This is a genomic window from Acinetobacter sp. neg1, assembly GCF_000788125.1.
GTDB lineage: Bacteria > Pseudomonadota > Gammaproteobacteria > Pseudomonadales > Moraxellaceae > Acinetobacter > Acinetobacter vivianii.
Window position 1 is genome coordinate 214,307 of record NZ_JSZD01000015.1, and the last position, 26,838, is coordinate 241,144.

Here is a 26,838-nt window from a genome sequence, read left to right on the forward strand (position 1 = left end):
GCCTTTAACACTTATGCGCGTTTGAAGTCAGCGTGCATAGGAGTGTTTTTAGCTGGGTGACGTTGTAACGCTTGGATTTTAACGTTTTCAACTTTGTCACCGATTTTGATTTCGATAACTTCTTCGAAGAAAGCGTTGTTTTCTAAAGCTTTAGTGATTTCACGAAGCTCTAAAGTGATTGTTACAGGCTCAGCGCTACCACCGTAGATGATTGCTGGAATTTGTGCTGCGTGACGAAGGCGGCGGCTCGCACCTTTCCCTTGTAGTGCAGCTTCACGTGCTTGAGCGTTTAATACGAAGTTTGCCATGGGCATATCCTCATTGGAGTTTAAGTAACTAAACTTGCGACCAGTTTAGTGATAGAAAAACCCTAGCGAGCTAGGGTTTAAGAAAAAAGCTGGGCTATTATAGATAACTATCGAACATTGCGCTAATAGATTCTTCGTTATTGATACGACGAATTGTTTCAGCAACCATGCTAGCAACAGAAACTTGGCGAATTTTGCCTAAGCTCAATGCTTCATCTGAAAGAGGAATGGTGTCAGTAACAACCAATTCATCAATGACAGAGTTACGAAGGTTATCAATGGCTTTGCCAGATAAAACAGGGTGAGTTGCATAAGCAACAACACGGCGAGCACCAAACTGTTTCAGTGCATCGGCAGCTTTGCAAAGCGTACCTGCTGTATCTACCATGTCATCAACGATGACACAGTCACGATCTTTTACATCACCAATCAAATGCATCACTTGTGATTCATTTGCTTTTTGGCGACGTTTATCGATGATTGCTAAATCGATATCACCCATTTGTTTAGCAACAGCACGGGCACGAACAACACCACCAACGTCAGGTGAAACCACAACGAGATTGTGATGTTGTTGTTGACGTAAGTCAGCAAGTAATGCTGGCGTACCGTAAATGTTGTCAACCGGGATATCGAAGAAGCCTTGAATTTGGTCTGCGTGTAAGTCAATCATTACCACACGGTCAATACCAACAGTTGTAAGCATGTCTGCAACAACTTTAGCAGTAATTGGTACACGGGCAGAACGCGGACGACGGTCCTGACGTGCATAACCGAAGTAAGGAATTACTGCAGTGATACGACCAGCACTTGCACGACGCAAAGCATCAGCCATTACCAGGATTTCCATCAGGTTATCATTGGTAGGGGCACAAGTAGATTGAACGATAAAAACGTCTTTACCACGAACATTTTCAGTAATTTCAACTGAAATTTCCCCATCAGAGAACTTGCTTACAGAAGCAGCACCGAGTGGGATATGTAAATGGCTTACGACTTTTTGGGCGAACTGTGGATGAGCACTTCCACTAAAAACGACAAGATTGGGCATGAAGCACCTGAGCGAGGGTTAAGCGAAGCTATGCTTCGACCGAGCGCAAGGGAAAAATTTTTAATTTTTCCAACGGGTAATTTGGAAACAATCTATTATATGGCAGGGGCGGCTGGATTCGAACCAACGGATGCCGAGATCAAAACCCGGTGCCTTACCACTTGGCGACGCCCCTAACGTGTAACTGGGAAATGTCTTAACGGAGACTCTGCTAAACTGTTGACCAAGTAAGATTTACAAGGCGAGTTTTGCAAAATTTGCGCTGTATCCATTTCACTGGTTACTTCAATAAAAACACAAGCACCTGTACCTGTAAGCTTTGCTAGACCAAACTGATCTAAATATTGCATTGCTTCATCTACTTCGGGATACAACTGTCGAGCCAGAGGTTCAAAGTTATTTCCAAAATTAGAAGGTTCTATCTGATAGGCGCAAAATTTAGTGATCTTAGAGTCTCTTGTCAATGTTTTTTGCGAAAAAAGCTGTTGAGTGCTGATAAAACAGTCAGGTTTCAGGATTATGAATTTTTTTTGAGCTAAGTCTATGAATGATAAATGTTCACCGATGCCTTCTGCCCATGCATTACGACCAAAAACAAAGATCGGGACATCTGCACCCAGTTGCACGCCATAGTCGGCAAGTTGCTGTTCAGTTAAGTCACATTGCCAGAGCTGATTCAGTACAATCAGGGTTGTTGCAGCATTAGATGAACCGCCACCCAGCCCAGCACCCATCGGAATATTTTTTTCAATCCGAATATTCAGTCCACATGGTTTTTTTGCATGCGGACGTAAGAGCTGTGCGGCGCGATAGATTAAATTCTGTTCGAGCTGTACTTCTGCCAGACCTTCAATCTGAATATTTTCTTCTGCATGTGGTTCAAAAGTCATCCAGTCGTATAAATCAATCAACTGAAAAATGGTCTGTAATTCATGGTAACCATTTTCACGACGACCTGTGATGTGCAGAAATAAATTCAACTTGGCTGGGGAAGGCACTCTAATCATAAAAAATAATCTAAAAAATTATCGGTTTTGAATCACCATTGTAATACGGTTTTCTTTACCTTCTGCAAGTGCTTGCTTCAACAAAAGTTTATTTGGAAGCGTTTGAGCATCGTTATAACTAAAATCTACTGTCCAGCCATCTTCAATCAATTGTTTAAGACGATTTTGCTCATCTTTACTCACTTGAGCATTCTGAGTTGCTGGTTTCGCTTGAATCCAGTAAGCAAGATGCATAATCGGTGCTTGCCAACCTGTTGCTTTTTCAAGTAATTCTTCTGGTGTTGCTGCCGTAATCAAGCCCGTTTTAGCACTATTTAAAGTGACTTGCCCAGGTTTGCCTTCAATCTGGGTTTTCCCCACGCCGAGAATACCGGTTAATTCAATATCAAATTGATCTTGTTGTTGTACCCACGTGAAAAATGCGCTGCCAGACTGTTGTGGTGTGCGCACACCAATCTTGCCTTGCAGGTTAAAATTATTTTCATCTTGTACTTGTGGAGAAGTCATCACTTTATTCGGCTGGCTCAAACTCTGACAACCCGTTAAAAATAAAATGCTACTGCTACACACGGCAAAGCATAATTTTGAAAACACGCGCATGGATTTAACTCTTTTTTACAGTGATGGGTAAGATTAAGCTATCAAGCTGTTGTAATTGTGGGGCATTGGCATGTTTTTGTTTCAATTGCTGTAACACCTCGCTAAATTGCGTGAGTGCACCTTGCATATACAATGCTTTGGCATAGCGAACGCCAATATTCACATTTTGACTGAGTGAATAAGCCTGACCTAAAACTTTGGCAGCAGTATCAAAGTCATTTTGCAAGAAGGCGATATAGCCCAGTGTATCGAGGATTGATGCCTGTTCAGGGGCAAAGTCCAGCGCCAGCTCTGCATATTTACGTGCTTCTTTTAGGCGACGGTTTTGCAAGGCCAGCGTATAAGCATACGCATTCAGATAGGTTGGGCTATTAGGTTCAAGAATGAGCAACTGCTTCAAGGTTTTGTCGAGTTTGTCTCGATCTGTATATGGATCAAGTAACAAGACTTCAGCATAAATCAGTTCAGGATCATCAGGTAAATTCTTGATGGCTTCATCCAGCAAAGCCAAAGCAGCCTTTTTATTATCCATTTTCTTTAAAATATCGGCCTGTGCCTGATACAGGAAACTGGCATGTTGAGGATAGTTAACACGTTCCTGCGTCAGGAAGCGTAAGGCATCATTCAACTGATCCTGTTTCTCAAAAATCGCAATCATATTACGTCGGGAAACGATATAAAGGCTGCCATCCACCAGACGATAATAAGCCTTTGCCGTTTCATAATGCTGTTTGCGCTGAGCATTGATTGCCAGATAGTAATAGGCTTCATTTTGATATTTGGCAGATGAACGCAGCTCTACCAGATATTGCTCGGCTTTTTCATATTGCTTCAAGTCAATACTGGTCAAACCTGCAATAAACAGGGCTTCTTCCGCTTTAGGATGATCTTTAATGATATCTTCAAGTTTGTCTAAAGCCTGCTGTTGCTGATTGATTTGAATGTAATAGCGTGCTTCTGCCAGACGAATATCAATATTGTTTTTATTTTTTCGACTTGCCTTTGCAAACCATTTTTGTGTTTCTTCATCATCTTGCAAAGCCATGAGCAGATTGGCTTTCATTAAAATGAAACTGGTGGTTTTTGAGCGTTTTCGTAAGGCCCGATTAATATTTTTGAGCGCTTGCTCGTATAAGCCATCTTGTGCTTCTAAACCTGCAATCAAGGCAAGAATAGAAGGGTTATTACGTTCTTCGCTAGCACGCAGGGCATTTAAGAGGACTTCGCGGTCTTGTGCCTGTTCGGGGGCAATCCCGGCTAAAATTTCTTCCAGATCAGCAGTTGGATCAATATTTAAAATTTTATCCAGTGTTTTTGCCGCAAGCTCGTACTCATGCGTTTTGAGTGCGATATGCGATAAATAAAATAGCGCGGGTACATCTTTAGGTTCTTGCTCAACCCAATGCGTTGCGATGTCTAAGGCAGACTGTAAGTCATTATATTCTAAGGCAACATCTAAGGCGCGCTGCTTGATTGTGGTTGAATTACTACGAATCGCAAGCACAGTATAATTGTGTAGAGCGGTTGCAATATCATCATAAGCAAGAGAAAATTCAGCAACCATGCTCTGTTGTAAAGCATTTTCAAAGCTGTTCTCTGCATACATGTCGTGTATTGCTTGTGCAGAGACATAAGAGCTCATGCTACCTAACAACAAGATTGTGGTAGAATACCGTCTAATCGTCTTGCCGCTAAAAAGGGTACGGCGATATAGCTGACGCAATTTTTATTGATCCAAAGTAATGCTTTTTATGACACCGATGTTGCACAATAACATAAATTTAGCGAAATGATGATCTGATATGTCTTTCTTTGCATTGGGTGTCAACCATCAAACAGCTTCTGTTGAACTTCGTGAACAAATTGCTTTCAATGCAGAGCGATTAGCTGCGCTATTGCTTGAACAAAACCAGAAGTCATCCTTGAATGACCTTGTGGTGGTGTCGACTTGCAACCGTACCGAAGTGTATGCCATGACAGAAGATGCGGATAGCGTCCTGAACTGGCTGGCCCAAGTGAATAATATTGATGTAAAACAGTTAATTCATCATGTTTATCGTTACGAGAATGCTCAGGCTGTTACACATTTGATGCGTGTTGCCAGTGGTTTAGACTCGTTGATGCTGGGCGAACCTCAGATTTTAGGGCAGGTGAAAAGTGCTCTGGCGCTGTCAAAAGATGCCGAAACGGTTTCACCTGAGCTAAATAGTGTCTTTGAATATGCCTTTTATGCAGCCAAGCGGGTTCGTTCTGAAACCTCTGTCGGAAGTCATGCAGTTTCAATGGGTTATGCGGTTGCCCAGTTGGCCTTGCAAGTCTTTAGTCGTCCAGAAAAATTGACTGTGATGGTTGTGGCTGCGGGGGAAATGAATAGTTTAGTTGCTAAACACCTTGCGGAAATGGGTGTAGCGAAGATTCTGATCTGTAACCGTAGCCGCGAACGTGCAGATATTCTGGCACAGGAAATTGCCCATCAGGTCGATGTTGAAATTATTCCTTTTACGGAACTTGCACAGAATTTGCATCGAGCAGACGTTATCTCAAGTTGTACAGGTAGTTTGCATCAAGTGATTGAATATTCAGACGTCAAATCGGCATTGAAAAAACGCCGCTATCAACAGATGCTCATGGTCGATCTGGCCGTGCCACGTGATATTGACCCGAAAGTTGAATCACTGGATAACGTGTATTTGTATGGCGTTGATGATTTGCAAAGTGTGATTGATGAAAATCTGGCACAACGTCGTCAAGCTGCGGTTGAAGCCGAGATTATGGTCAATCAATTGGCAACCCAATTGATGACCCAGCAAAAAGTTAAAGAGGCGAGTGGTACGATTCAGGCCTATCGCCAGCATAGCGAAGAAGTAAGCCAAAAAGAGCTGGCTCATGCGATGGAATCATTACAGCATGGTCATGCCGCAGAGCAGGTGTTACAGGAGTTTGCGCATCGTTTAACGCAAAAGTTAATGCATCCGACTTCAATCTTGCTAAGAGAAGCTGCTAAAGCAGAAAATCCTGATTATTTCGAGTGGCTACAGCAGCATTTACAAGACGTGTTCGAGCACGAACGTAAACCGAGACAGTAAGTTTGCGGTGCTAAGATAGCAATCGCAAACTAATCTGTTTGGTCAGTTCATTTAATTGCTGACGTAAATTGCGCGATTCGATCAAAGAAATGGGTGATTTAAGTTTTAATCGCAGATATTTTTCTTGTAATCCCAATGCGTATTCTTTGGCAAGTTTATCTGCAATTTCAGGCGCCTGAGTTAATGACTGAATATTGGTGCGTTGCATAATATCAGCCAGCTCATGACTATAACTACTACATGCACCCAGCACATAATAGGTCGCCAGCTCCTGATCATCAGGCAATTCATCAAAGACAATATTCAATACAGCTAAAATTTTTGCCAACAGTTCATCTTGATCAATCACCGCACGTAATTCTTCAAAATGAATGTACAAGAAGGGGTGGTGCATCAAAATCGCCACCGCGAAATCTTCATCTTTGGTCTGAATGTTAAAAGATAAGGAGGCATCATGACTGACTTGTGGGGTAAAACGTTTTCCTAATCCTAACTTTTCACGGAAAGATTGACTCAACAAATAACGAAATGAACCATGTTTAGGCAATAATTCAGTCAATTCACGCAGTTCACCCATCACCAGACTTTTGCCTTCAGGTGTGCTGACATCATGCTGTCCAGTTAAATGGGCAAACACAAAGTCAGATAACAGGGGCGCTTGCTGTAGCAATTTCTGGAAATTTTCCAGACCTTCACGGCGGATCAGTGAGTCAGGATCATGTTCGTTGGGCAAAACAAAGAATTTTAATTCACGACCATCATTGAGTAGTGGCAGTGCGATTTCCAAGGTACGTCGCGCGGCCTTTTGTCCTGCGGCATCACCATCAAAGGCAATGGTAATTCTAGAATTTTGTTTAAATAACGTGGTTAAGTGATCTGCATTACTCGCCGTTCCAAGTGTTGCGACGGCACCATTGATACCGTATTGCTGTAAGGCAATCACATCCATATAGCCTTCCACCATCAACCAGTCATTGGCTTTCAGTTTACGGCCTTCGTATAGACCGTAAAGCAACTGGTTTTTATGGAACACTTCAGAGTCAGGCGAGTTAATGTATTTGGGTTTAATTTCGTCATTGAGCGCACGGCCACCAAAACCGACCACACGACCTTTATGATCACGAATCGGGAAAATAACCCGTTCACGTAATAAGTCAAAATCCCGACCGCTGTCACTCGATCGAATCAGGCCGAGCTGTTTTAAGCCTTCAATATCTTGTGGAAAAGCTTTTTCAAGATGCTGCCAGTCTTCTGGTGCATAACCTAAACGCCAGAATTGAATGGTTTGTGCCGAGAGACCGCGTTGTCTGAAATAGTGTTGAGCTTTTTGACTATTTGGTAACTGGCGTTCATAAAACTGCGCCACATTTTCCAGCAGATCATAAAGATTACCTTCCTGTACCTGTTCATCCATGTTGAATGATGGATCAAACTGGGCAAAAGGATCATCCATCACACGATCCATATCGACAAAATGTCCATCGATAAATTCATCGACTACAGGTGGTGCGACTGGATTTTCTGGTGCTGGTTTTACTGGCTGAGGTGTAGGTGTAGCGGCTTGTTGTGGACTACGTTTATAAGAGAGTTTTTTATTGTCGTGATTATCTTTGGGGAGGTCGACACCTGTCTTATTGGACAGCTCTTTCATTACATCAACAAAGTTACGACCGTCGATATCCATCAGGAAGCGGATGGCATTCCCATTGGCCTGACAACCGAAGCAGTGGTAGTACTGCTTGTCACGATAGACGTGGAAAGAAGGCGATTTTTCCTGATGAAATGGACAACAGCCAGAGTAGGTACGCCCCGTCTTTTTTAACTTCACACGTTGACCGATCAAATCGACAATGTCGGTTCGATCTAGAATTTGATCAATCGTATGCTGTGGAATTGCCATGTGTGTTTAACCATTTCAGACAGGGAGTGAAACATTATTGCAGTATTGCAGTGCAAAAAATGTCAGGAATCATTGTTGCATAAAATAAAAAACAGGCAAGTGAGACTTGCCTGTTTGGTGTATCAGATGATTGCAAATTAGTTTGCAGCATCATCCTCAGCCGTTGTTTTTGCTTCTGGCTTATCTAATAGACCAAAGCTTAAACGATTTTTCCAGCTTGGCTTTTCTGCACTTGCTGGCGCTTCAGGAGCTGGCGCAGCGGATTGTTCAGTCGCTGGTTTGCCCAGTAAACCAAAACTTAAGCGGTTGGTTAAACTGCGTTGTTCAGACTCACCACTTGCTTCGTCTTTGACTTCTACAGTTTGAGACTCACGTCCTAATAAACCTAAAGTCGCACGATTGACCCAGCTACCTTCTTTACGTGCTGCACGTAAATTAACTTCACCATTTGATTTAACTAAATTTGGATAGTTCAGCTTTAGAATTTCAACGTATTGTTGAGAAGTCGCCTGATCACCAAGTTTTTGATAGCTATATGCCAAAGTTGCTAAAGCTTCAGGTGTTTGCGGAGTTTGTGGATAATGTTCAATCACCCATTGTGCACGTTCAGCAGCAGCCAACCATGCTTTACGTTCAATATTGAAACGTGCTGCATTCATTTCACTTTCAGCAAGTTCCTGACCAATAAATTTCATGCGCTGTGCGGCATCAACTGAATATTGGCTACTTGGGAAACGACGGATCAGGTCGACAAAGTTTTGATAAGCCACTTTGACATAGCTCACATCACGGTGTGATTGCTGGAGTGAAGTGTAGCGAATCAAGCTGTCGTAATTCATTTCCATGTTGGCTACACCACGAACGTAGTAAGCATAATCAACATTTGGATGTTGAGGATTTAAACGAATAAAACGCTCTGCAAGCGCAATCGTACCTTCATAATCTTTTTGTTTGAATTTCGCGTAGAGAAGCTCAAGCTGTGCCTGTTGAGTATATTGACCCGTTGGATAGTAGGTATCTAACGCTTCAAGTGATTTAACCGCATCGGTATATTGATTACGCTCAAGTGATTTTTGCGCTTTTTCGAAATAAACTTGTTCACTTGATTGTGGTCCTTTATCAACCACTTCTTTCTTACTTGGATTGCTGCTACAGCCCACAAATGCAGACGCTACACCTAAAGATAGTGCAAGCACCGTAATTTTATAACGTGGTAGCGACATAAAAACTCCTCTGTTATTCTGGGCAATGAGCTACAATGGTGCTATTAAACCATTTTTGTACCGATCATCAAATGACTTCAGCACAATCTTCCAATTCAAACATCTCTGAAACAGATTTCTTACTCGAAGATTCTGTCGATGCAGATAATCATAATTCTGACTCAACTGCAACACGTTTATCGTTGCAAATTCAACTCGATGAAAACTATTTAGGGCAACGTATTGATCAGGTTGCCGCATTGGTGTGGAGCGAGTTTTCGCGGGAAAAACTCAAGCAATGGATGAAAGATGGTCATCTGTTGGTAAATGGTAACATTGTTAAGCCAAAGTATCGCTGTGAGGGAAATGAGCTACTCACGCTTGAAGTTGAACTTGAAGCGCAAACTTCAAGCCAGCCTGAAAATATTCCTTTAAATATTGTCTATGAGGATGACGATATCATCGTGATCAATAAAGAAGTGGGCATGGTGGTGCACCCAGGTGCAGGGAATCCGACAGGTACCTTAGTAAATGCATTGCTTTATCATGAGCCAAAACTTGCCGAACTTTCTCGTGCTGGTCTGGTACATCGTATTGATAAAGACACCAGTGGCTTACTGGTGGTTGCTAAAAATCTGGAAGCGCAATTTTCACTCAGTAAGCAATTGGCTAAGAAAACGGTTTACCGTGTTTATGATCTGGTTGCGTATGGCAATATTATTGCGGGTGGCACCATTGATGAGCCGATCAAACGTCATCCAGTGGATCGTGTCAAAATGGCGATCTTACCGGGCGGTCGTGATGCCGTGACACATTATAATGTGAAAGAGCGCTTCCGTGACTTTACTCGTGTACAGGCACAGCTTGAAACAGGGCGTACCCACCAGATCCGTGTCCATTTCAGCTATTTGGGACATGGTTTGGTCGGTGATCCAGTGTATGTCAATCGTGTGCGTTTCCCCGCAGGTGCTTCAGCGAAATTAACAGATATGTTACGTAGCTTTAAGCGTCAGGCTTTACATGCAGCCAAACTTGGCTTGGTGCATCCGCGTACAGGCGAAGAAATGATGTTTGAAGCGCCGTGGCCAGAAGACTTTACTCAATTGGTTGAAGTGCTTCGCAGTGAAAATGAAGCCTATTAAGTAAAGCGCTACCTCCCTCTAAGTCCCCCTTCTTTAAGGAGGGAGACTGTCGTGAATTTAATGCCCTACAGTACTTTAAGCTCCTTCTTCTTTTAGGAGATGAGGAACGATTATAGTTCCGCAAGGGAGAGGTTGAGGGTAGGAAATATAGCTCAGGAGATATTTATGGAATTTGTACAAGGTCCGCCTAAAGGTGTTTTTGTTGGGCAAACACGCATTGCACATCCAGAAACAGTCGCAACGCCGAATCAAAGCCTGTCTGGGTTTAATTTGGCTTTGCATGTCAATGATGATGCACAGCGCGTCCAGCAACATCGTATGATCTTGCTGAACCAATTGTCTGCATTCGGTGTGGATAAAATCACCTGGATGACGCAAACCCATAGCACTATTTGTCATACCGTGAATGAACAAGTTCCATTCGTTGCTCTTGAAGGCGATGGTCTAGTCACACAACGTGTAGGCCATGCCTTAATGATGATGACTGCCGATTGTCTCCCTGTGGTATTGGGAAATGCCGAAGGTACAGAAGTTGCCAATCTACACGCAGGCTGGCGCGGATTAGCCGCAGGAATTGTGGAAAATACGGTTGCTGAAATGAAATCCCAACCGACTTGGGCATGGTTGGGCGCAGCCATTAGCCAGCCTTGTTTTGAGGTTGGGGCAGAGGTCAAAGCTGCTTTCTGTGAGAAATATCCTGAGCTGGAATCTGCATTTATTGCAGGTCAGGCTGAGGGTAAATATCAGGCAGATCTCTATGCCATTGCACGTTTTATTTTAGAGCGTTTAGGCGTGGAAACTATTATTGGTGGCGATCAATGCTCGTATCAGCAAGCTGAGGATTATTTTTCTCATCGCCGTGATGCCAAAACGGGTCGCATGGCAAGCTTTGTATTTATGCAATAAATTGCCGTCATTGTATTGTCGATTGGCCTTGTCGCATTTAAAAATGTTAAACTTGATCTAATTCATTGGTTTTTTAAATTTCCCATGTCTGTTATTGAGCAAATTACTCCCCAAGTTAAAGTTTGTGTGGTTTATCACAGTCCTTATGGGCATACAGCCAAAGTTGCGCAATACATTGCTCAAGGGGCAGAACAGGCGGGTGCTGAAGTGCATCTGTTGTCTGTGGCTGCACCTCAATGGGACTTGCTTGATCAGGCAGATGTAATTGTTATGGGCTGTCCAACGTATATGGGAAGCCTCACCTCTGCCTTGAAACAGTTTATGGAAGATTCGTCTAAACGCTGGTTGGCACGTACATGGCAAGGCAAACTGGCTGCTGGTTTTACCAATGGCGGTGGACTCAGTGGTGATAAGCTGGCTGTGTTGCAGCAGATTAATTTATTTGCAATGCAGCATGGCATGTTATGGGCGGGTTTACCGTTTATGCCGACTGGACGTGGTCAATCCGATATTAACCGCATGTCGAGTTTTTTAGGATTAATGACGCAATCTGACAATGCCAGTGTTGAAGTGACCCCACCCGAAGGTGATCTGGAAACAGCACGCAAGTTTGGCCAATATTTGGCAGAGTTAAGACTCAAACACGTATAAGTTGAAGATTAAAATAAAAAACCTCCATTGATTGGAGGTTTTTTTTATTTGTGCAATATACGTGCTTTATCACGTTGCCAGTCACGATCTTTTTCGGTCGCACGCTTGTCATGTAATTGCTTACCTTTTACCAGTGCAATTTCAAGCTTGACCAGATGACCTTTCCAGTAACATGCCAATGGTACGCACGAATAACCTTTTTGATTCACCGCACCTAATAGTTTTTCCAGCTCACGACGAGACAAGAGCAACTTACGGGTACGCGTTGCTTCTGGAACCACATGTGTTGATGCAGACAATAACGGCTGAATTTGTGAACCAAATAAAAAGGCTTCACCATTTTTAAAAATGACATAACTTTCCGTCAAGCTCATACGCCCAGCGCGTAGAGACTTTACTTCCCAACCTTGGAGGGACATGCCTGCTTCAAATTTTTCTTCGATAAAGTAATCGTGGCGCGCTCTTTTGTTTTGAGCAATCGTGCCACCATTATGTTTCTTAACTACTGTTGCTTGCGCCATAATTCAAACTTCCACAATTGCTTCTATTGTGCCGCAAAATGCAATCTTTTTCCAATGTTTAGGAATTTCGCGTTTAGGCTGAAGATTTGTTAAAATACGCACCTTATCTCATTCACTAGAGTACACCGCATGTCTAAAACACGTGTGATTTATCCGGGGACTTTCGATCCAATAACCAATGGACATGTTGATTTGGTTGCAAGAGCATCAAAAATGTTTGATGAAGTTGTAGTTGCCATTGCGATTGGTCATCATAAAAATCCGGTATTTAGTTTAGAAGAGCGTGTTGAATTGGCAAAAGCATCACTCAGTCATTTGAACAATGTTGAGTTTGTTGGTTTTGATGGCTTGTTGGTCAATTTCTTCCGTGAACAGCGTGCGACAGCAGTACTTCGTGGTTTAAGAGCAATTTCAGATTTTGAATATGAATTTCAACTGGCGAATATGAACCGTCAGCTTGATCCACATTTTGAATCGGTATTTTTAACTCCATCTGAGCAATATTCATTTATTTCATCGACACTGGTGAGAGAAATTGCCCGTTTAAAAGGTGATGTAAACAAATTTGTGCCTGCCGTTGTGGTCGAGGCCTTTGAACGTAAACATCAACAAGGTTGGTAACGTGTCTTTATATATTACAGATGAATGCATTAACTGCGATGTCTGTGAACCTGTCTGTCCCAATGACGCCATTTATATGGGTGAGCTGATTTATGAGATAAATCCAGCACTCTGTACCGAGTGTATTGGACATCATGATCAGCCACAGTGTCAGTTATTTTGCCCAGTCGATTGTATTCCTCTGGATCCTCAACATGTGGAATCTCATGATGAGTTGATGGAGAAATATAAAAAACTGACTGCGCAAAAAAATGCGAGCAATTAACAGCGAACTTTGGTAAGATGCGCCACGAAGTGGGCCGGACGGTCGCTGCTGTGGAGGTCTCCGTGACTGAAACAGGGGAGGAAAGTCCGGGCTTCAAAGGGCAAGGTGCCAGGTAACGCCTGGGCGGCGAAAGCCGACGGCAAGTGCAGCAGAGAGTAGACCGCCTCATTCGTGAGGTAAGGGTGAAAGGGTGCGGTAAGAGCGCACCGCGTGTCTGGTAACAGTTCACGGCAAGGTAAACCCCACCTGAAGCAAGACCAAATAGGAATCCTGAGGCACGGCCCGTGCTGGATTCGGGTAGGTCGCTTGAGCGTATGAGTGATTGTACGCCTAGAGGAATGATCGTCCTCGACAGAACCCGGCTTATAGGCCCACTTCTTAAATTTTTTGAAAATTGTGCTTGACGTGTGTAGCGAAAGTTAAGATAATGCGCCCACAGTTTTCGGCTATGTAGCTCAGTTGGTTAGAGCACCGCACTCATAATGCGGGGGTCACAAGTTCAAGTCTCGTCATAGCCACCATTTTATAGACCACGCTCCTGCGTGGTCTCTTTTTATCTGTTGTTTTTAAATGGCTAATTCTAATCCGACTTTCACCCGATCTAAAACGATCAGCGTCCGATAGGTTTTGACATCCTGATTATCAGCAAAGTGTTTACGTACCAAGGCTTCAAAGTGAGATAAGGTGTCTGAAATCATAATGATAATAAAAGAAACGCCCCCATTGACGAAATAGCACTGCTGAATCTCATCGACATTGGCAAAATATTGTTTGGCCCGATCCATCACAATAGAACGGTCTTCTGCTAAACGGACTTCAATAATTGAAGTAATCTTTTCGCCAAACTTTTTTGGATTAAGCACGGCACAATTTTTTTCAATCACCTGTTCTTCTTCAAGTCGGGCAATACGCCGTTGTACTGAAGCTTGAGATAGATTCACCAATTCGGCAATTTTTCGATGCGACATTTTATTGTCGTGTTGTAGTTGCCTTAAAATTGCATAATCAAACTGATCCAATGAAATGTCTGACACGATTAAATCTCTCATCCTAAGAAAAATATAGAGTAATTTACTCACATTCTTGCATAAAATCGCAGAATTAAACGTGGATGTGTGAATTAAAATTGCATTTCTACATCGCAGAGTATGGTCATGGTGGGACTGGATTCTAGGCAAGGCATGGCCTTTCTTGCTGCTTCTTTATCTTTGATATCTGTACAGGTGGGGGCCGCCGTAGCCAAAACGTTATTTCCTGTTTTGGGTGCAGAAACTGTCGCGCTGGTTCGTCTTGGCTTGTCCGCTATTCTTCTGTTTATTATTTTCAGGCCGTGGCAATTGTTCTATCGGAAGACCAACTGGCGTGATTTGCTGATTTACGGCATGCTCGTGAGTGGCATGAATCTATTAATTTATAAAGCTTTTTCCTATATGTCAGTTGGTATTGCGATTTCAATTGAAGTGTTAGGGCCTTTGGCTGTTGCGATGTTGATGTCCAAACGCAAGCAGGATCTGCTGTGGGTAGGATGTGCACTTATAGGCATAGTGATATTGCCATTTGGCGGAATTAACCAGAATTTTAGTTATCTCGGCATGTGCTTTGCGTTAGGTGCGGCTGTCTGTTGGGGGCTTTATATTATTTATGGTCGACGGGTGGCTTCATCTGGTGGAAGTTCTGTGGCAGTCGGGATGCTAGTCGCGACTTTATTTGCTCTCCCTGTTGGTGTCCAGCATTTAGATTTAGTAATGAGTTCCTATAAAGTTTTCTTTACTTGTGTATTTGTTTCCTTGTTCTCAAGCATGATTCCTTTCTTACTGGATATCATGGCGATGAGGCAACTGGCAGCACATGTTTTTGGGATTTTACTCAGTGCTTCACCTGCGATTAGTGCTTTGGCTGCGTGGTATATTTTAGGTGAAGCATTAAATATTTATCAGGTTCTGGCCATTATGATGATTATGCTGGCATGCATTGGCTGTTCCTACACATCGTATAAGGAAAAGCACTAAGTTCAAAAGCTGTGTTGTGGGAAGTTCAAGCAGGAAGATTGCACAGAAATTTCGACCAGAATGGATATTGAATTAAAAAATGTACAATTGATAAGATCTTTGTGCAAAAACCGTGCATATATCTTCTATTTTCAAGATCATAGACTTGACCCATCAGAAGTAACACTAGATAATGCGCACACAGTTTACGGCTATGTAGCTCAGTTGGTTAGAGCACCGCACTCATAATGCGGGGGTCACAAGTTCAAGTCTCGTCATAGCCACCATTTTAAAAACCACGCTCCTGCGTGGTTTCTTTTTATCTGTATGATATAAAATAATGAATGAGATGCGTAAAAGCCTGTAAATGCTGAATTGATTTACAGGCTTTATTTTTTATAGGTGTTTTTCGATCGTCGCGAGCGTGTCGGAACTTTCATAGAATGGTTTCAGAATGAGGGTAATGATCGGTTCGAGTACATCATGTTCATCTAACGCGACCACAACTTTTGGATAAAAACGTACCGCTTCATTCAACAGGTCTGCTTCTTCCAAGCCAATTGCAGCGAAGACATCTGCAAGACTTTCATCTTTATAAAAATCATAAAAGACTTTGACACCATAGAGGATTAAATCCTGTATGAAAGAAGACTGGCGTAATTCTTTCCAGTATTCATAGATCATGACAAAGAATTCTTCCACATCCAGTGGAGTCACCTGTTTGGTATATTCTGATAAAGGTTTTGCTTTATTATCATCCCAGACATTACGCGCCAGACTTTCTAGATCATCATTGGAAAGCAGGCTGAGATCAGCCAGTTGCTCTTGAATAAATCTGGCAATGCTTTCCTCGATTTTCTGTTCGATACGCTGCTGCTGACGGTGAGAAAAGCTTTTTAATTTTTGTTGCCACTCATATTTACTTTCGGAAATTCTTTCTTCATCTGATTGGGTAAATAATTTAGGTAACTTGTTTTGTAAAGTCGTCGTTGCAATGTATTGGCACAACTGCTGAATAGAAGGGCTTTCTTTTAAGAACTGGTTTAAATAATGGCGGATATTTTCAAGTTCCAGAAATTTGGAGAGCCACATTTCAAATTGATGGTCTGAAAATACATCTTGTAATTGCGCTGATGATTGTAGGGAAAAGACATGCAGTCTTTGCGCAATTTCTCCAATAAACTCCAGTAAACCTGCGCCAAGCTGCATTTCAAAGGCATAACGTTTCACAACGGCCTGAATTTGCGCTAATTCAACTACTTCTTTGAGTTGTATGTTGGGTGCATGTTGCAGAAAGAGCTGAATAAATTGCTGAAAGAAATCAGCAGAAAGTTGTGTTGTAAGGTGGTTTTTATAAAACTTAACTTGCTCAAGCAAAAGTGCTTGAGCAAGTAATTGTGACTTTTCAGAAACAATTTTTTCAGTCATTCGCGGTCCATCCGTTGACGATCGGGTAGCGTCGTTCACGACTGAAAGCACGTGAACTGATACGTGGCCCAATCGCGCCCTGACGACGCTTGTATTCATTGCGATCAACCAGACGAATTACTTTCTCGACAACATCGCTTTCATAACCTTTAGCAATGATATCGGCCTGGCTGAGGTCTTCTTCTATATAAGCATACAAGATAGCATCAAGTACATCATAAGCAGGTAATGAATCCTGATCTTTTTGATCTGGACGAAGTTCTGCTGATGGCGGGCGGGTAATTACACGTTCAGGAATAACTGGCGTTTCTTCCAGTGTATTACGGTATTTAGCCAATTCGAATACGATGGTTTTGTAGACATCTTTAAGTACAGAGAAGCCACCAACCATATCACCGTAAAGGGTGCAATAACCTACCGAAATTTCAGATTTGTTCCCCGTAGAAAGCACAAGATTACCAAACTTGTTTGATAAGCCCATGAGCAGAGTGCCGCGAGTACGTGCTTGCAGATTTTCCTCTGTTGCATCGGCAGGTGAGTTGCCAAAGAACGGGAATAGTGTCTGCATGAAGCTATTCACGATTGGATGAATCTCGGCAATACCGAAAGTCACGCCCATACGGCGCGCTTGTTCAGTCGCATCTTCTACGCTCATTTGTGAGGTGTAGGTATACGGCATCATGACGGCTTGTACTTTATCTGCACCAATTGCATCAACAGCAATCGCCATTGTTAATGCTGAGTCGATACCGCCAGACAATCCGAGGATAACACCCGGGAAACCTGAACGTTGCACGTAGTCACGGGTTGCCATGACCAATGCTTGATAAATTTCAGCAAAGGTTTCTAAAGCTGGAATGGCTTCAGCAGTTTTGAACTGTTTTTGTTCAGCATCATATTCAGCAAAATGAACAGATTCTTGGAAACTTGGCGCTTGTAATGCAAGTTGACCATTATTGTTGCTTACAAAGCTAGAACCATCAAAAATCAGGTCATCTTGTCCGCCAACTTGGTTAACGTAAACAATATTCAAGTGCAACTGTTTCGCCAATTCATTCAGCGTCTGAATACGATGTTGTGGTTTACCTACTTCATAAGGAGAAGCATTCAAGACCAGTACGGTTTCAACATTAAGTTGGCTAAGTTGCTTAACCGTGTTGAGTGACCAGACATCTTCACAAATCAAGACACCGAATTTGTGTCCTAAATATTCAAAAACAAGGTGCTGGTGGCCTTCCTGAAAGTAACGTTTTTCATCAAACACGCCGTAATTTGGCAGGTTGTGTTTGTTGTAAATACCCAATACCTGACCATCTTTCATCACCGCAGCAGAATTATAACGATGACCATCTTCTGTTTGGTGCACAAAACCAAATACCATTACGATGTCTTTTACTTCACTTAACTGAGCAAAAGCTTTTTGAGTGCGTTTTTGAAGATTTGGGCGAAGGATTAAATCTTCCGCTGGATAACCGATGGTTGAAAGTTCTGGAAAGACGATCAAATCAGCCTGTTGTTGTTTCGCTAAATTTGCTTGCTCAATCATCTTTTGAGTATTTGAGTCAACATTGCCAATATGCGGAGAGAACTGAGCAAGGGCAATTTTAAAATTTTTCATTCAAACCTAATCCTAAGTCTTAACAAGTTTTGATACACAAGTTTTTGATTTATATAAGTATAGTTGTTAAAAACGATTGTATATCATGGCGCCAAACATTTTATATCTTAAAGAAAAATGACAAGTTTACTAATATATACTAAATGCACATTTTTCTGCGTAAAAATAACGAGTTTTTCTGTATGAAAAAGCAACATTTCTCAATGTTTAGGTAGTTATGGTGCATGATTGTGAATAAATTGAATATAACCACATCAAGTTTTTTTCATGTCAGCTTCGCACATGGACATGACGTCTCAGTGACAGTTTAAATAACGTCTAAAATTTCTAATAAAAAGAGTGACTTTAATAAGCCTGTTAAAAATTTATGAAAAAATAAAAACAACTGTACTTAATTAAAAATATATTTATTTCAAATGTTTATGTTTTTATTGGGTGTTTTATATACCGTTTATCGGGAATATCTTTGCTACACTTGAGTGTACATTTGTGCACTGCTATGATCCTGATTAATGTGAAGGGTTATACACTTTGAGATCACTCAGGTGTATTACAACACTCAAATCAAGAGGTGGTAGATATGTCAGTTTTATTATTTCCAGTTGTTGCGTTTGGTTTAGCTGTTGTTGTTGGTCGTATTGGTACAGTCATGTTCCGTGAGCAAGAGCCACAAGCTTAAAAATTAGATTCTCTTTTGAATGAAGTGAGGTGAGAGATTATGACTTCAACAATTTTATTGCCAATCATCGCTTTAGGTTTAGCGATTAGTGTTGGACGTATGGGTACCATTGTTAAGGATGCAATGCGTGTAGATTTTACAACTGATATGGATGTCGATCATGAACCTACGAATGAAACTCGCAAAGGCACAGCTGCATAATACCAATTGCGATGGTCTAACTTAAAAAGCCCTGTATATCAATGACAGGGCTTTTTTATTTTCTCAGAATAATATTGGGAATTTTCTTGAAAAAAATATCGCGTGCAATATCTCCTTGCTGTTCGATGTTGTAGCTGGAGAAGGCCTTATCGGGTTTGAATTGATATCGATAAGGATCGTAGTGCTTAAAACTGAGGTAATAACCCAGTTGAAGAATTGCACCTTTAATAATCACATTGGTGTGTTGCTGAAACTGTAAAATATGGGCCAGCTCATGGATAAAAATCCCTTGTAAGGGAAGAGAGCACTTTGAATAATCAGCACTAAAATATTTTTGATGCACAAATAAGTTGCCATTCGGCGCCATAAAAATATTTACGGGTTGCCAAGGTAAATAGGGGATATTAAAAATTTTGATCTGTGCATAATTAATTAGGTCGCCAAAGACTGGGCGTGCCATGTCAATCTCGCCAGAGGTTAAGCCGCGATAGTTGAACTGATTCATTTTGAGATAAACGATTAAGTTAGCAATGAACCGGTTTTTTAATTGTTGTATAGGCTGTTGAAGTGCTTTGATCATCTGACATTCAAGTGTGAACAAAATGATGGTATTTATTCTAGAATAAAAAAACCTCAGTTAGAACTGAGGTTTTACGACAACGAGAATAACCACCGCAAATAAGATCAAGGTTGGCATTTCATTAAAGAAGCGCCAGAACTTATGTGTTTTGTAGTGGGCATTGCCAATGAGCTTTTTACGGTAATAACCACACACTAGGTGATAAATCACCAAAAGACCGACCAGACCGACCTTGAGATAAAACCATAAGGCTTCATGATAATGTCGGGTTGCATCACCCCAGTCGACCAGAAAGTGGGCTGTAATTAATGTGGCAATCATAGACGGCCACATGATCCCGCGATATAACTTACGTTCCATGACTTCAAAGCGTTGATGACTAACGGCATCTTCGCTCATGGCATGGTAGACATAAAGGCGTGGTAAGTAGAACAATGCAGCGAACCAGCAAACCACGGCAATAATATGTAATGCTTTTACCCACAAGAAAGCATCAGAAGGTGCATCCATCGATAATCCTACTAAGTAGGATTATGCATCCCACTTCTTGAAAATAAGGCAGGCGTTAACACCGCCAAAACCAAAACTGTTACTCATTACAGTATTCAGTTTTGCATCACGTTTTTCAAGTACAATATCGAAACCTTGTGCGCCTTCATCAAGCTCAGTCACGTTGATGTTTGGTGCAATAAAGTCATTTTGCATCATCAATACAGAATAAATCGCTTCCTGAACGCCAGCAGCACCTAAGCTGTGACCAGTCATTGATTTAGTTGAACTGAGTGGAGGAACCTGACCTTCACCAAATGCGCGTTCCATTGCTTTAAGTTCGGTTACGTCACCCGCTGGTGTTGAAGTACCATGTGTGTTGACATAGTCAATTTGCTCTACACCATGCTGTTTTGCTTCATCCAATGCCATGATGATACAACGTGTTGCACCTTCACCACTTGGTGCAACCATGTCAGCACCATCACTATTTGCTGCATAACCAATCACTTCAGCAAGGATGTTTGCGCCACGCGCTTGTGCATGTTCAAGTGATTCAAGTACAACGAAACCACCACCACCAGCAATCACGAAACCATCACGGTCTTTTGAATATGGGCGTGAAGCAGTTTCTGGTGTGTCATTATATTTTGAACATAATGCACCCATCGCATCAAATAATAAGCTTTGTGACCAGTGATCTTCTTCACCACCACCAGCAAGCATCAAATCCTGTTTACCTAATTGAATCAGGTTGTAGGCATAACCAATTGCATCGGCAGAGGTTGCACATGCACTGGTAATCGAGTGAGCAACACCTTGTAGTTTAAATGCAACGCCTACGTTTGCAGTAATGGTGTTTGACATGTTACGCGGCACGAAGAAAGGACCGATTTTACGCGCACCTTTTTCTTCTAACAGTTTGATCATTTCTGCAACAGATGCAGTTGAGTTACCACCTGAACCGCCAGCAATACCGTAACGTGGGTTATTTGCCAAATCTTCTTGTTTCAGTCCAGCATGTTCAACGGCTGCAACGGCTGCATTGTATGCATACATCGCACAAACGCCCATAAAGCGTTTCAGTTTACGATCAATGCCATCAAAATCTTGTTCAGCTGCAGCGCTAACATGGCTCTTGAAATTCAGTTCTGCATAAGTTGGGTTTAAACGTGTGCCTGAGATTCCATTTTTTAAAGAATGAGTGACCTCTTCTAAAGAGTTACCGATACATGAGTTAATGCCCATACCAGTGATTACAACACGTTTCATTTACAGATCCCTTTTATGGTAATACTTAAGCCCTGTGCATCTCGCTATGAATACAAATCAGGAGAAAATAACGATTAAAATGGCTTATGAGTGAATGACACCATGATAGCAGAAAGGTTTTTTATTTCTTATGGCAAATTTTATGCCTATTTCCAGTTGTGTAAATATTCGTAAATATTGCACTTATGGTGACGAAACGTAATGAAAGTACACACATAAAAGTTGAGATAAATCTGCATTCAACCTAGTATTTACCTAGAAATGCACACATTACACAACAGAGGTACTTGATGACAAAATCTAAAAACAAGCAATCTTCAGGTTTATTTGCACAAGCCTTTGGAGTGGCTAAAAAGCTCAGTTCAGAATTACAAAAACTGCAAGTGGCGCCAATCACCTCTGGGGCTGATCTTGCAAATTCATCTCATACAATAGAAGGAAAAGCGCGTTTTAAAAGTCCATTTGAAGTGGAAAAATACGAAAGTCCGCAACAAATGTTACGTCAGCAGTTCCCGAAACTTTCACATCAGTTCCTCGGTCGTCATTACACGCGTGTGAATAGTATTGCGTCTTTTGTATCTCCTGATTTGGGTGAAAAAGCATCTGACTATTTATTCCAGTGGTTGAATGAGTTTAGTTCGAATAGTTCCCTGACAGAGAAAATCCTTGAAGAAGCAGGGGTGAAGGACATTATGGAACTCACCAAAGATACAGGTCGTTCGCAACGTTTGAGTCAGGCGCTTATTGAACAAAATAAATTGTTGGCAGCCGTTCAGGGCGCTGTGACAGGTGCAACAGGTGTCTGGGGCGCGGCTATTGATATTCCTGCATCGATTGTTTTGACCTTGCGAACCATTTATCAGACTGGACGTTCACATGGCTTTGATTTGTCAGAAGAGAATGATCAAGAGATTGTTGCTTTCATCTTTAAAGAGATTGATTTGAGTCTGGTTGCTGAAAAACAAACCTTGTTGGTTGCATTAAAAGCCTTGAAATCGATGTTGGAAACGCATGACCTGCAACAGTTCCAACAATTGCTTGGATCAAATAATGATTTTGATTTAGTCAAAAAATGGCTGGTAGATGAACAAGGACAGTTTAAATTTGGATGGTTAAACCGTGTTCCTCAGGTGTCCGTGATGGGTAAATTAACCCCTGTGGCTGGCGCTGCTTTAAGTGGTTTTTATAGCTGGCGATTGCTGGAAGATGTCGGACATAAATCACAATCTATTTTTGGTGCGGCACGTTTCTATTTAAATGAACATCCGAACGAAAATATTTCTCCATTAGATGCCTATTATAAAGCGGAAGCTTTATTGAAAAAAGCGACGCCGCGTTTATTGAATGCAACTGGGGAGGAGGCTAAGCAAGGCTTAACTTCTGAGGCCTCAAAAAATGATGTGATTACCAATGTGTCGATTCAGACCAAAGATACAGATGCGCCCAAAACACCAGTGGATGAAAAAGTAGAAGAGGGAATTCAACAACTTGCAGAACAGCATGTGGTTGAACATGAACATACGGAACAGCAACCCGCGTTGAAGGCAGAGCAAGACGAGACATTTGACGAGAGCGAAACAGAACTTACGACTGAACAGAAATCCATTGATGTCGAACCTGCTTCAACCAAACATAGCTAATTATGGTGTGATGTTCTAGACATCAAAACACAACAAACCCAAGAAATGGTCAGCACTTACAATGTTGACCATTTTTACTTCTTAGCTTACAATTATGTGCCCTTAAAAAGAGGTTCTTTTCTTTTTTTAAGGTTGTTTAATAACGGGAGAATTGCCAAATGGCAACAACAAATCAGTTGATCCGTAAGGGTCGTACGACTTTGATTGAAAAATCAAAAGTTCCTGCGTTGAAGGCTTGTCCACAACGTCGTGGTGTATGTACACGTGTTTATACTACTACACCTAAAAAACCTAACTCAGCAATGCGTAAGGTTTGCCGTGTTCGCTTAACTTCAGGTTTTGAAGTATCTAGCTACATCGGTGGTGAAGGTCATAACCTACAAGAGCACAGTGTTGTTCTTATCCGTGGTGGTCGTGTTAAAGACTTACCAGGTGTACGTTACCATACCGTTCGTGGTTCTTTAGACTGTGCTGGCGTTAAAGATCGTAACCAGTCACGTTCTAAATATGGTGCTAAGCGTCCTAAGAAGTAATTCTAGGAAACTAGCCCAAGCATTCCTTTAGCGTTTCGCTTGTTTGAATTCTTCATAGATTTGTAATTCAAGCGACGTATAGTAAGGCCAGCGTCGTGTACATGACACTTGTACAAACTGCTGGATTATCCTGAAGTGTCATATTATTAGGTGTATTAAAATGCCAAGACGTCGCGTAGTCGCTGCTCGTGAGATCCTTCCAGATCCAAAATTTAGCAGCCAAACAATCGCTAAATTCATGAACCACGTAATGCAAGATGGTAAAAAATCTATTGCTGAAAGTATCGTTTACGGTGCTTTAGACCGCGTTCAAGAAAAAAACAAAGTAGACCCAGTTGAATTTTTCGAGACTACTCTTGAAAAAGTTCGTCCTATGGTTGAAGTAAAAGCACGCCGTGTTGGTGGTGCTACTTATCAAGTACCTATGGAAGTACGCCCATCCCGTCGTACTGCTCTAGCTATGCGTTGGTTAGTAGATGCTGCTGCTAAGCGTTCTGAAAAAACGATGGCTTTACGTCTTGCTGGTGAGTTGCTTGATGCAGCTGAAGGTAAAGGTGCAGCGATCAAAAAACGTGAAGACGTGCATCGTATGGCTGAAGCCAACAAAGCATTCTCTCACTACCGTTTCTAAGCGGATAAAACAGTCCCTAATCAGGAGAATATTCATGCGTACCGCAGCTCGATTCAACATCGCTCTCTATCAAAGTGGAGGCTTTGCGGGTATTTAAGTTGCCTGCTTGGATATTCGTGCGCATCAATTTAATTGATGCGTCCTGTTTTAAATATAACATTTAGGAATGTAGACATCATGGCTCGCCAAACCCCAATTAGTAACTACCGTAACATCGGTATTTCTGCGCACATTGACGCAGGTAAAACAACTACAACAGAACGTATTTTGTTCTACACAGGTGTATCTCACAAAATTGGTGAAGTACACGACGGTGCAGCAACAATGGACTGGATGGAACAAGAGCAAGAGCGTGGTATTACAATTACCTCTGCTGCTACAACTTGTTTCTGGTCTGGTATGGCTAACCAATTCCAACAACACCGTATCAACGTAATTGATACACCGGGACACGTAGACTTCACAATCGAAGTTGAACGTTCTATGCGTGTTCTTGATGGTGCGTGCATGGTTTACTGTGCAGTTGGTGGCGTACAACCTCAGTCTGAAACTGTATGGCGTCAGGCAAACAAATATAAAGTGCCTCGTTTAGCATTCGTGAACAAGATGGACCGTACTGGTGCAAACTTCTTCCGTGCTGTTGAGCAAGTTAAAACTCGTTTAGGCGGTAATCCTGTACCTATCGTTGTGCCAATTGGTGCAGAAGATACATTTACAGGTGTAGTTGACCTCATCGAAATGAAAGCGATTATCTGGGATGAAGCGTCTCAAGGTATGAAGTTTGAATACGGTGAAATTCCTGCTGACCTCGTTGATACTTCAAACGAATGGCGTACTAAGATGGTTGAAGCTGCGGCTGAAGCATCTGAAGAGTTAATGGACAAGTACCTAGAAGAAGGCGATCTTTCTAAAGAAGAAATCATCGCTGGTTTACGTGCTCGTACATTAGCATCTGAAATTCAAGTTATGCTTTGTGGTTCTGCGTTCAAGAACAAAGGTGTTCAACGTATGTTGGATGCTGTAATTCAATTCTTGCCTTCTCCTACAGAAGTTAAAGCAATTGAAGGTATCCTTGACGACAAAGACGAAACTAAAGCGTCTCGTGAAGCATCTGACGAAGCTCCGTTCTCTGCGCTTGCGTTCAAAATCATGAACGATAAGTTCGTAGGTAACTTAACATTCGTACGTGTTTACTCTGGTGTTCTTAAACAAGGTGATCCGGTTTATAACCCAGTTAAATCTAAGCGTGAACGTATCGGTCGTATCGTGCAAATGCATGCGAACGAACGTCAAGATCTTGATGAAATCCGTGCAGGTGATATCGCAGCGTGTGTAGGTCTTAAAGACGTTACTACTGGTGATACATTATGTGATGAGAAAAACATCATTACACTTGAGCGTATGGAATTCCCAGAGCCAGTAATTTCATTGGCTGTTGAACCAAAAACTAAAGCTGACCAAGAAAAAATGTCTATCGCTTTAGGTCGTTTGGCTAAAGAAGATCCATCGTTCCGCGTTCGTACTGACGAAGAATCTGGTCAAACAATTATTGCTGGTATGGGTGAGCTTCACCTTGACATCATCGTTGACCGTATGAAGCGTGAATTCAGCGTTGAAGCGAACATTGGTAAACCAATGGTTGCTTACCGTGAAACCATCAAAAAGTCTGTTGAACAAGAAGGTAAATTTGTTCGTCAAACAGGTGGTAAAGGTAAATTCGGTCATGTATATGTTCGTTTAGAGCCTATGGATGTTGAAGAAGCTGGTAAAGAATACGAATTCGCTGAAGAAGTTGTCGGCGGTACTGTACCTAAAGAATTCTTTGGTGCGGTTGACAAAGGTATTCAAGAACGTATGAAGAATGGTGTATTGGCTGGTTACCCTGTTGTGGGTATCAAAGCGACATTATTCGACGGTTCTTACCACGATGTCGACTCTGATGAATTGTCGTTCAAAATGGCAGGTTCATACGCTTTCCGTGACGGTTTCATGAAAGCAGATCCTATCCTTCTTGAACCAATCATGAAAGTTGAAGTAGAAACTCCAGAAGACTACATGGGCGATATCATGGGTGACTTAAACCGTCGTCGTGGTATGGTTCAAGGTATGGACGATCTTCCTGGCGGAACTAAAGCTATTAAAGCTGAAGTACCACTTGCTGAGATGTTTGGTTACGCGACTCAAATGCGTTCTATGTCTCAAGGTCGTGCGACTTACTCTATGGAATTCGCTAAATACGCTGAAACTCCACGTAACGTTGCGGAAGGCATCATCGCTAAGTTCCAAGCTGGCGGTAAAAAAGGTGACGACGAGTAATCTTTCGATTACTATATTACCCAACTAAAATTTAGTTAAAAACCAAGTGCTCATGGGCGACCCTCATGAGCAGTTTATAAAGGAAGATCATCATGGCTAAAGCCAAGTTTGAACGTAATAAACCACACGTAAACGTGGGTACAATTGGTCACGTTGACCATGGTAAAACAACTTTAACTGCTGCGATTGCAACGATCTGTGCA

At 41.9% G+C, this 26,838-nt stretch carries 27 protein-coding genes, 3 tRNA genes and 1 other RNA gene; 16 read left to right on the forward strand and 15 right to left on the reverse strand.

All coding sequences use genetic code 11. The features are described from left to right. Positions 1–11 precede the first annotated feature (11 nt). The 6 genes from rplY to PJ15_RS12000 form a co-directional block, all read right to left on the reverse strand. Entirely contained in the window at positions 12–308 is a 297-nt protein-coding gene (gene rplY, locus PJ15_RS11975; protein ID WP_004770904.1) for a 50S ribosomal protein L25, read from the reverse strand. A 97-nt stretch (positions 309–405) separates the two neighbouring features. Continuing rightward, positions 406–1,359: a ribose-phosphate pyrophosphokinase gene (locus tag PJ15_RS11980; protein WP_004770906.1), complete on the reverse strand. Its 954-nt coding sequence runs from the start codon at positions 1,357–1,359 to the stop codon at positions 406–408. A gap of 100 nt (positions 1,360–1,459) precedes the next feature. Further along, positions 1,460–1,534, reverse strand: a tRNA-Gln gene (locus PJ15_RS11985). After that, a complete protein-coding gene (gene ispE, locus PJ15_RS11990; protein WP_047431109.1) occupies positions 1,533–2,366 on the reverse strand; it encodes a 4-(cytidine 5'-diphospho)-2-C-methyl-D-erythritol kinase in 834 nt (277 codons plus the stop codon). Before ispE ends, PJ15_RS11985 begins: the two co-directional genes overlap by 2 nt. Before the next feature lie 18 nt (positions 2,367–2,384). Continuing rightward, positions 2,385–2,966, reverse strand: a complete 582-nt coding sequence (gene lolB, locus PJ15_RS11995) for a lipoprotein insertase outer membrane protein LolB (protein ID WP_004770909.1) — start codon at positions 2,964–2,966, stop codon at positions 2,385–2,387. A gap of 4 nt (positions 2,967–2,970) precedes the next feature. Next, complete coding sequence (locus PJ15_RS12000; protein ID WP_004770910.1) at positions 2,971–4,689, reverse strand: tetratricopeptide repeat protein; 1,719 nt, start codon at positions 4,687–4,689, stop codon at positions 2,971–2,973. A gap of 79 nt (positions 4,690–4,768) precedes the next feature. Here PJ15_RS12000 and hemA point away from each other — a divergent pair, with 79 nt between their 5' ends. Next, positions 4,769–6,052 (forward strand): glutamyl-tRNA reductase, encoded by a 1,284-nt coding sequence (gene hemA / locus PJ15_RS12005; protein ID WP_005256345.1) that lies wholly within the window; start codon positions 4,769–4,771, stop codon positions 6,050–6,052. Between the two features lie 10 nt (positions 6,053–6,062). Here hemA and PJ15_RS12010 read toward each other — a convergent pair whose 3' ends face one another. Further along, positions 6,063–7,952, reverse strand: a complete 1,890-nt coding sequence (locus tag PJ15_RS12010) for a DNA primase (RefSeq protein ID WP_047431112.1) — start codon at positions 7,950–7,952, stop codon at positions 6,063–6,065. Between the two features lie 137 nt (positions 7,953–8,089). Beyond that, positions 8,090–9,175: an outer membrane protein assembly factor BamD gene (locus PJ15_RS12015; protein ID WP_047431115.1), complete on the reverse strand. Its 1,086-nt coding sequence runs from the start codon at positions 9,173–9,175 to the stop codon at positions 8,090–8,092. Between the two features lie 71 nt (positions 9,176–9,246). Here PJ15_RS12015 and rluD point away from each other — a divergent pair, with 71 nt between their 5' ends. From rluD to PJ15_RS12030, 3 genes are all read left to right on the forward strand, one after another. Then, complete coding sequence (gene rluD / locus PJ15_RS12020) at positions 9,247–10,296, forward strand: 23S rRNA pseudouridine(1911/1915/1917) synthase RluD (protein WP_032810643.1); 1,050 nt, start codon at positions 9,247–9,249, stop codon at positions 10,294–10,296. A gap of 165 nt (positions 10,297–10,461) precedes the next feature. After that, positions 10,462–11,202 carry a peptidoglycan editing factor PgeF gene (gene pgeF / locus PJ15_RS12025; protein WP_047431118.1) on the forward strand — a complete coding sequence of 247 codons (741 nt, stop codon included), beginning with the start codon at positions 10,462–10,464 and terminating at the stop codon, positions 11,200–11,202. A gap of 84 nt (positions 11,203–11,286) precedes the next feature. After that, positions 11,287–11,853: a flavodoxin family protein gene (locus PJ15_RS12030; RefSeq protein WP_047431121.1), complete on the forward strand. Its 567-nt coding sequence runs from the start codon at positions 11,287–11,289 to the stop codon at positions 11,851–11,853. A 44-nt stretch (positions 11,854–11,897) separates the two neighbouring features. Here PJ15_RS12030 and smpB read toward each other — a convergent pair whose 3' ends face one another. Beyond that, a complete protein-coding gene (smpB, locus tag PJ15_RS12035; RefSeq protein WP_004770917.1) occupies positions 11,898–12,374 on the reverse strand; it encodes an SsrA-binding protein SmpB in 477 nt (158 codons plus the stop codon). A gap of 129 nt (positions 12,375–12,503) precedes the next feature. Between smpB and coaD the strand changes: the two genes are divergently transcribed. From coaD to PJ15_RS12050, 4 genes are all read left to right on the forward strand, one after another. Continuing rightward, positions 12,504–12,995 (forward strand): pantetheine-phosphate adenylyltransferase, encoded by a 492-nt coding sequence (coaD, locus tag PJ15_RS12040; protein ID WP_004770918.1) that lies wholly within the window; start codon positions 12,504–12,506, stop codon positions 12,993–12,995. Between the two features lies 1 nt (position 12,996). Beyond that, positions 12,997–13,260 carry a YfhL family 4Fe-4S dicluster ferredoxin gene (locus PJ15_RS12045; RefSeq protein WP_004770919.1) on the forward strand — a complete coding sequence of 88 codons (264 nt, stop codon included), beginning with the start codon at positions 12,997–12,999 and terminating at the stop codon, positions 13,258–13,260. Positions 13,261–13,286: 26 nt separating this feature from the next. Further along, an RNA gene (gene rnpB, locus PJ15_RS18225) (RNase P RNA component class A) lies at positions 13,287–13,642 on the forward strand. Positions 13,643–13,704: 62 nt separating this feature from the next. Next, positions 13,705–13,781: transfer RNA gene (locus PJ15_RS12050), tRNA-Met, on the forward strand. Positions 13,782–13,826: 45 nt separating this feature from the next. On the opposite strand, the gene PJ15_RS12055 is transcribed toward PJ15_RS12050, so the two are convergent. After that, complete coding sequence (locus tag PJ15_RS12055) at positions 13,827–14,294, reverse strand: Lrp/AsnC family transcriptional regulator (RefSeq protein ID WP_047431123.1); 468 nt, start codon at positions 14,292–14,294, stop codon at positions 13,827–13,829. A 120-nt stretch (positions 14,295–14,414) separates the two neighbouring features. On the opposite strand from PJ15_RS12055, the gene PJ15_RS12060 reads away from it, so the two are divergent. Both PJ15_RS12060 and PJ15_RS12065 read left to right on the forward strand, forming a co-directional pair. Continuing rightward, the gene (locus tag PJ15_RS12060) at positions 14,415–15,269 is read left to right on the forward strand and encodes an EamA family transporter (protein WP_047431162.1); all 855 of its coding nucleotides are present in this window, start codon (positions 14,415–14,417) and stop codon (positions 15,267–15,269) included. Between the two features lie 189 nt (positions 15,270–15,458). Beyond that, positions 15,459–15,535 (forward strand) — tRNA-Met (locus PJ15_RS12065). 109 nt (positions 15,536–15,644) lie between these two features. Here PJ15_RS12065 and PJ15_RS12070 read toward each other — a convergent pair. Then, positions 15,645–16,676 carry a hypothetical protein gene (locus tag PJ15_RS12070; protein WP_047431126.1) on the reverse strand — a complete coding sequence of 344 codons (1,032 nt, stop codon included), beginning with the start codon at positions 16,674–16,676 and terminating at the stop codon, positions 15,645–15,647. Continuing rightward, positions 16,669–18,294, reverse strand: coding sequence for an NAD+ synthase (locus PJ15_RS12075; RefSeq protein ID WP_004770924.1), 1,626 nt, complete (start codon positions 18,292–18,294; stop codon positions 16,669–16,671). The genes PJ15_RS12070 and PJ15_RS12075 overlap by 8 nt, the downstream gene beginning before the upstream one ends. A gap of 718 nt (positions 18,295–19,012) precedes the next feature. Between PJ15_RS12075 and PJ15_RS18645 the strand changes: the two genes are divergently transcribed. Then, positions 19,013–19,174: a hypothetical protein gene (locus PJ15_RS18645; RefSeq protein ID WP_004770926.1), complete on the forward strand. Its 162-nt coding sequence runs from the start codon at positions 19,013–19,015 to the stop codon at positions 19,172–19,174. Between the two features lie 55 nt (positions 19,175–19,229). Here the strand turns inward: PJ15_RS18645 and PJ15_RS12080 are convergent, their stop codons facing one another. The 3 genes from PJ15_RS12080 to PJ15_RS12090 are packed head-to-tail and all read right to left on the reverse strand — an operon-like array spanning position 19,230 to position 21,515. Next, positions 19,230–19,754: a hypothetical protein gene (locus tag PJ15_RS12080; RefSeq protein ID WP_047431129.1), complete on the reverse strand. Its 525-nt coding sequence runs from the start codon at positions 19,752–19,754 to the stop codon at positions 19,230–19,232. 57 nt (positions 19,755–19,811) lie between these two features. Beyond that, positions 19,812–20,264 (reverse strand): CopD family protein, encoded by a 453-nt coding sequence (locus PJ15_RS12085; protein ID WP_005229045.1) that lies wholly within the window; start codon positions 20,262–20,264, stop codon positions 19,812–19,814. Positions 20,265–20,285: 21 nt separating this feature from the next. Next, entirely contained in the window at positions 20,286–21,515 is a 1,230-nt protein-coding gene (locus PJ15_RS12090; protein WP_004805136.1) for a beta-ketoacyl-ACP synthase II, read from the reverse strand. A gap of 290 nt (positions 21,516–21,805) precedes the next feature. On the opposite strand from PJ15_RS12090, the gene PJ15_RS12095 reads away from it, so the two are divergent. The 5 genes from PJ15_RS12095 to PJ15_RS18405 all read left to right on the forward strand — a co-directional run. Further along, positions 21,806–23,155 (forward strand): EcsC family protein, encoded by a 1,350-nt coding sequence (locus PJ15_RS12095; RefSeq protein WP_047431134.1) that lies wholly within the window; start codon positions 21,806–21,808, stop codon positions 23,153–23,155. 158 nt (positions 23,156–23,313) lie between these two features. After that, entirely contained in the window at positions 23,314–23,688 is a 375-nt protein-coding gene (gene rpsL, locus PJ15_RS12100; RefSeq protein WP_004638184.1) for a 30S ribosomal protein S12, read from the forward strand. A gap of 160 nt (positions 23,689–23,848) precedes the next feature. Next, positions 23,849–24,319, forward strand: coding sequence for a 30S ribosomal protein S7 (gene rpsG / locus PJ15_RS12105; RefSeq protein ID WP_004655203.1), 471 nt, complete (start codon positions 23,849–23,851; stop codon positions 24,317–24,319). A 177-nt stretch (positions 24,320–24,496) separates the two neighbouring features. After that, entirely contained in the window at positions 24,497–26,635 is a 2,139-nt protein-coding gene (gene fusA, locus PJ15_RS12110; protein ID WP_004770932.1) for an elongation factor G, read from the forward strand. Positions 26,636–26,727: 92 nt separating this feature from the next. Further along, positions 26,728–26,838 (forward strand): GTP-binding protein (locus PJ15_RS18405; protein WP_017396676.1); only part of this gene is annotated, 111 nt, incomplete at its 3' end.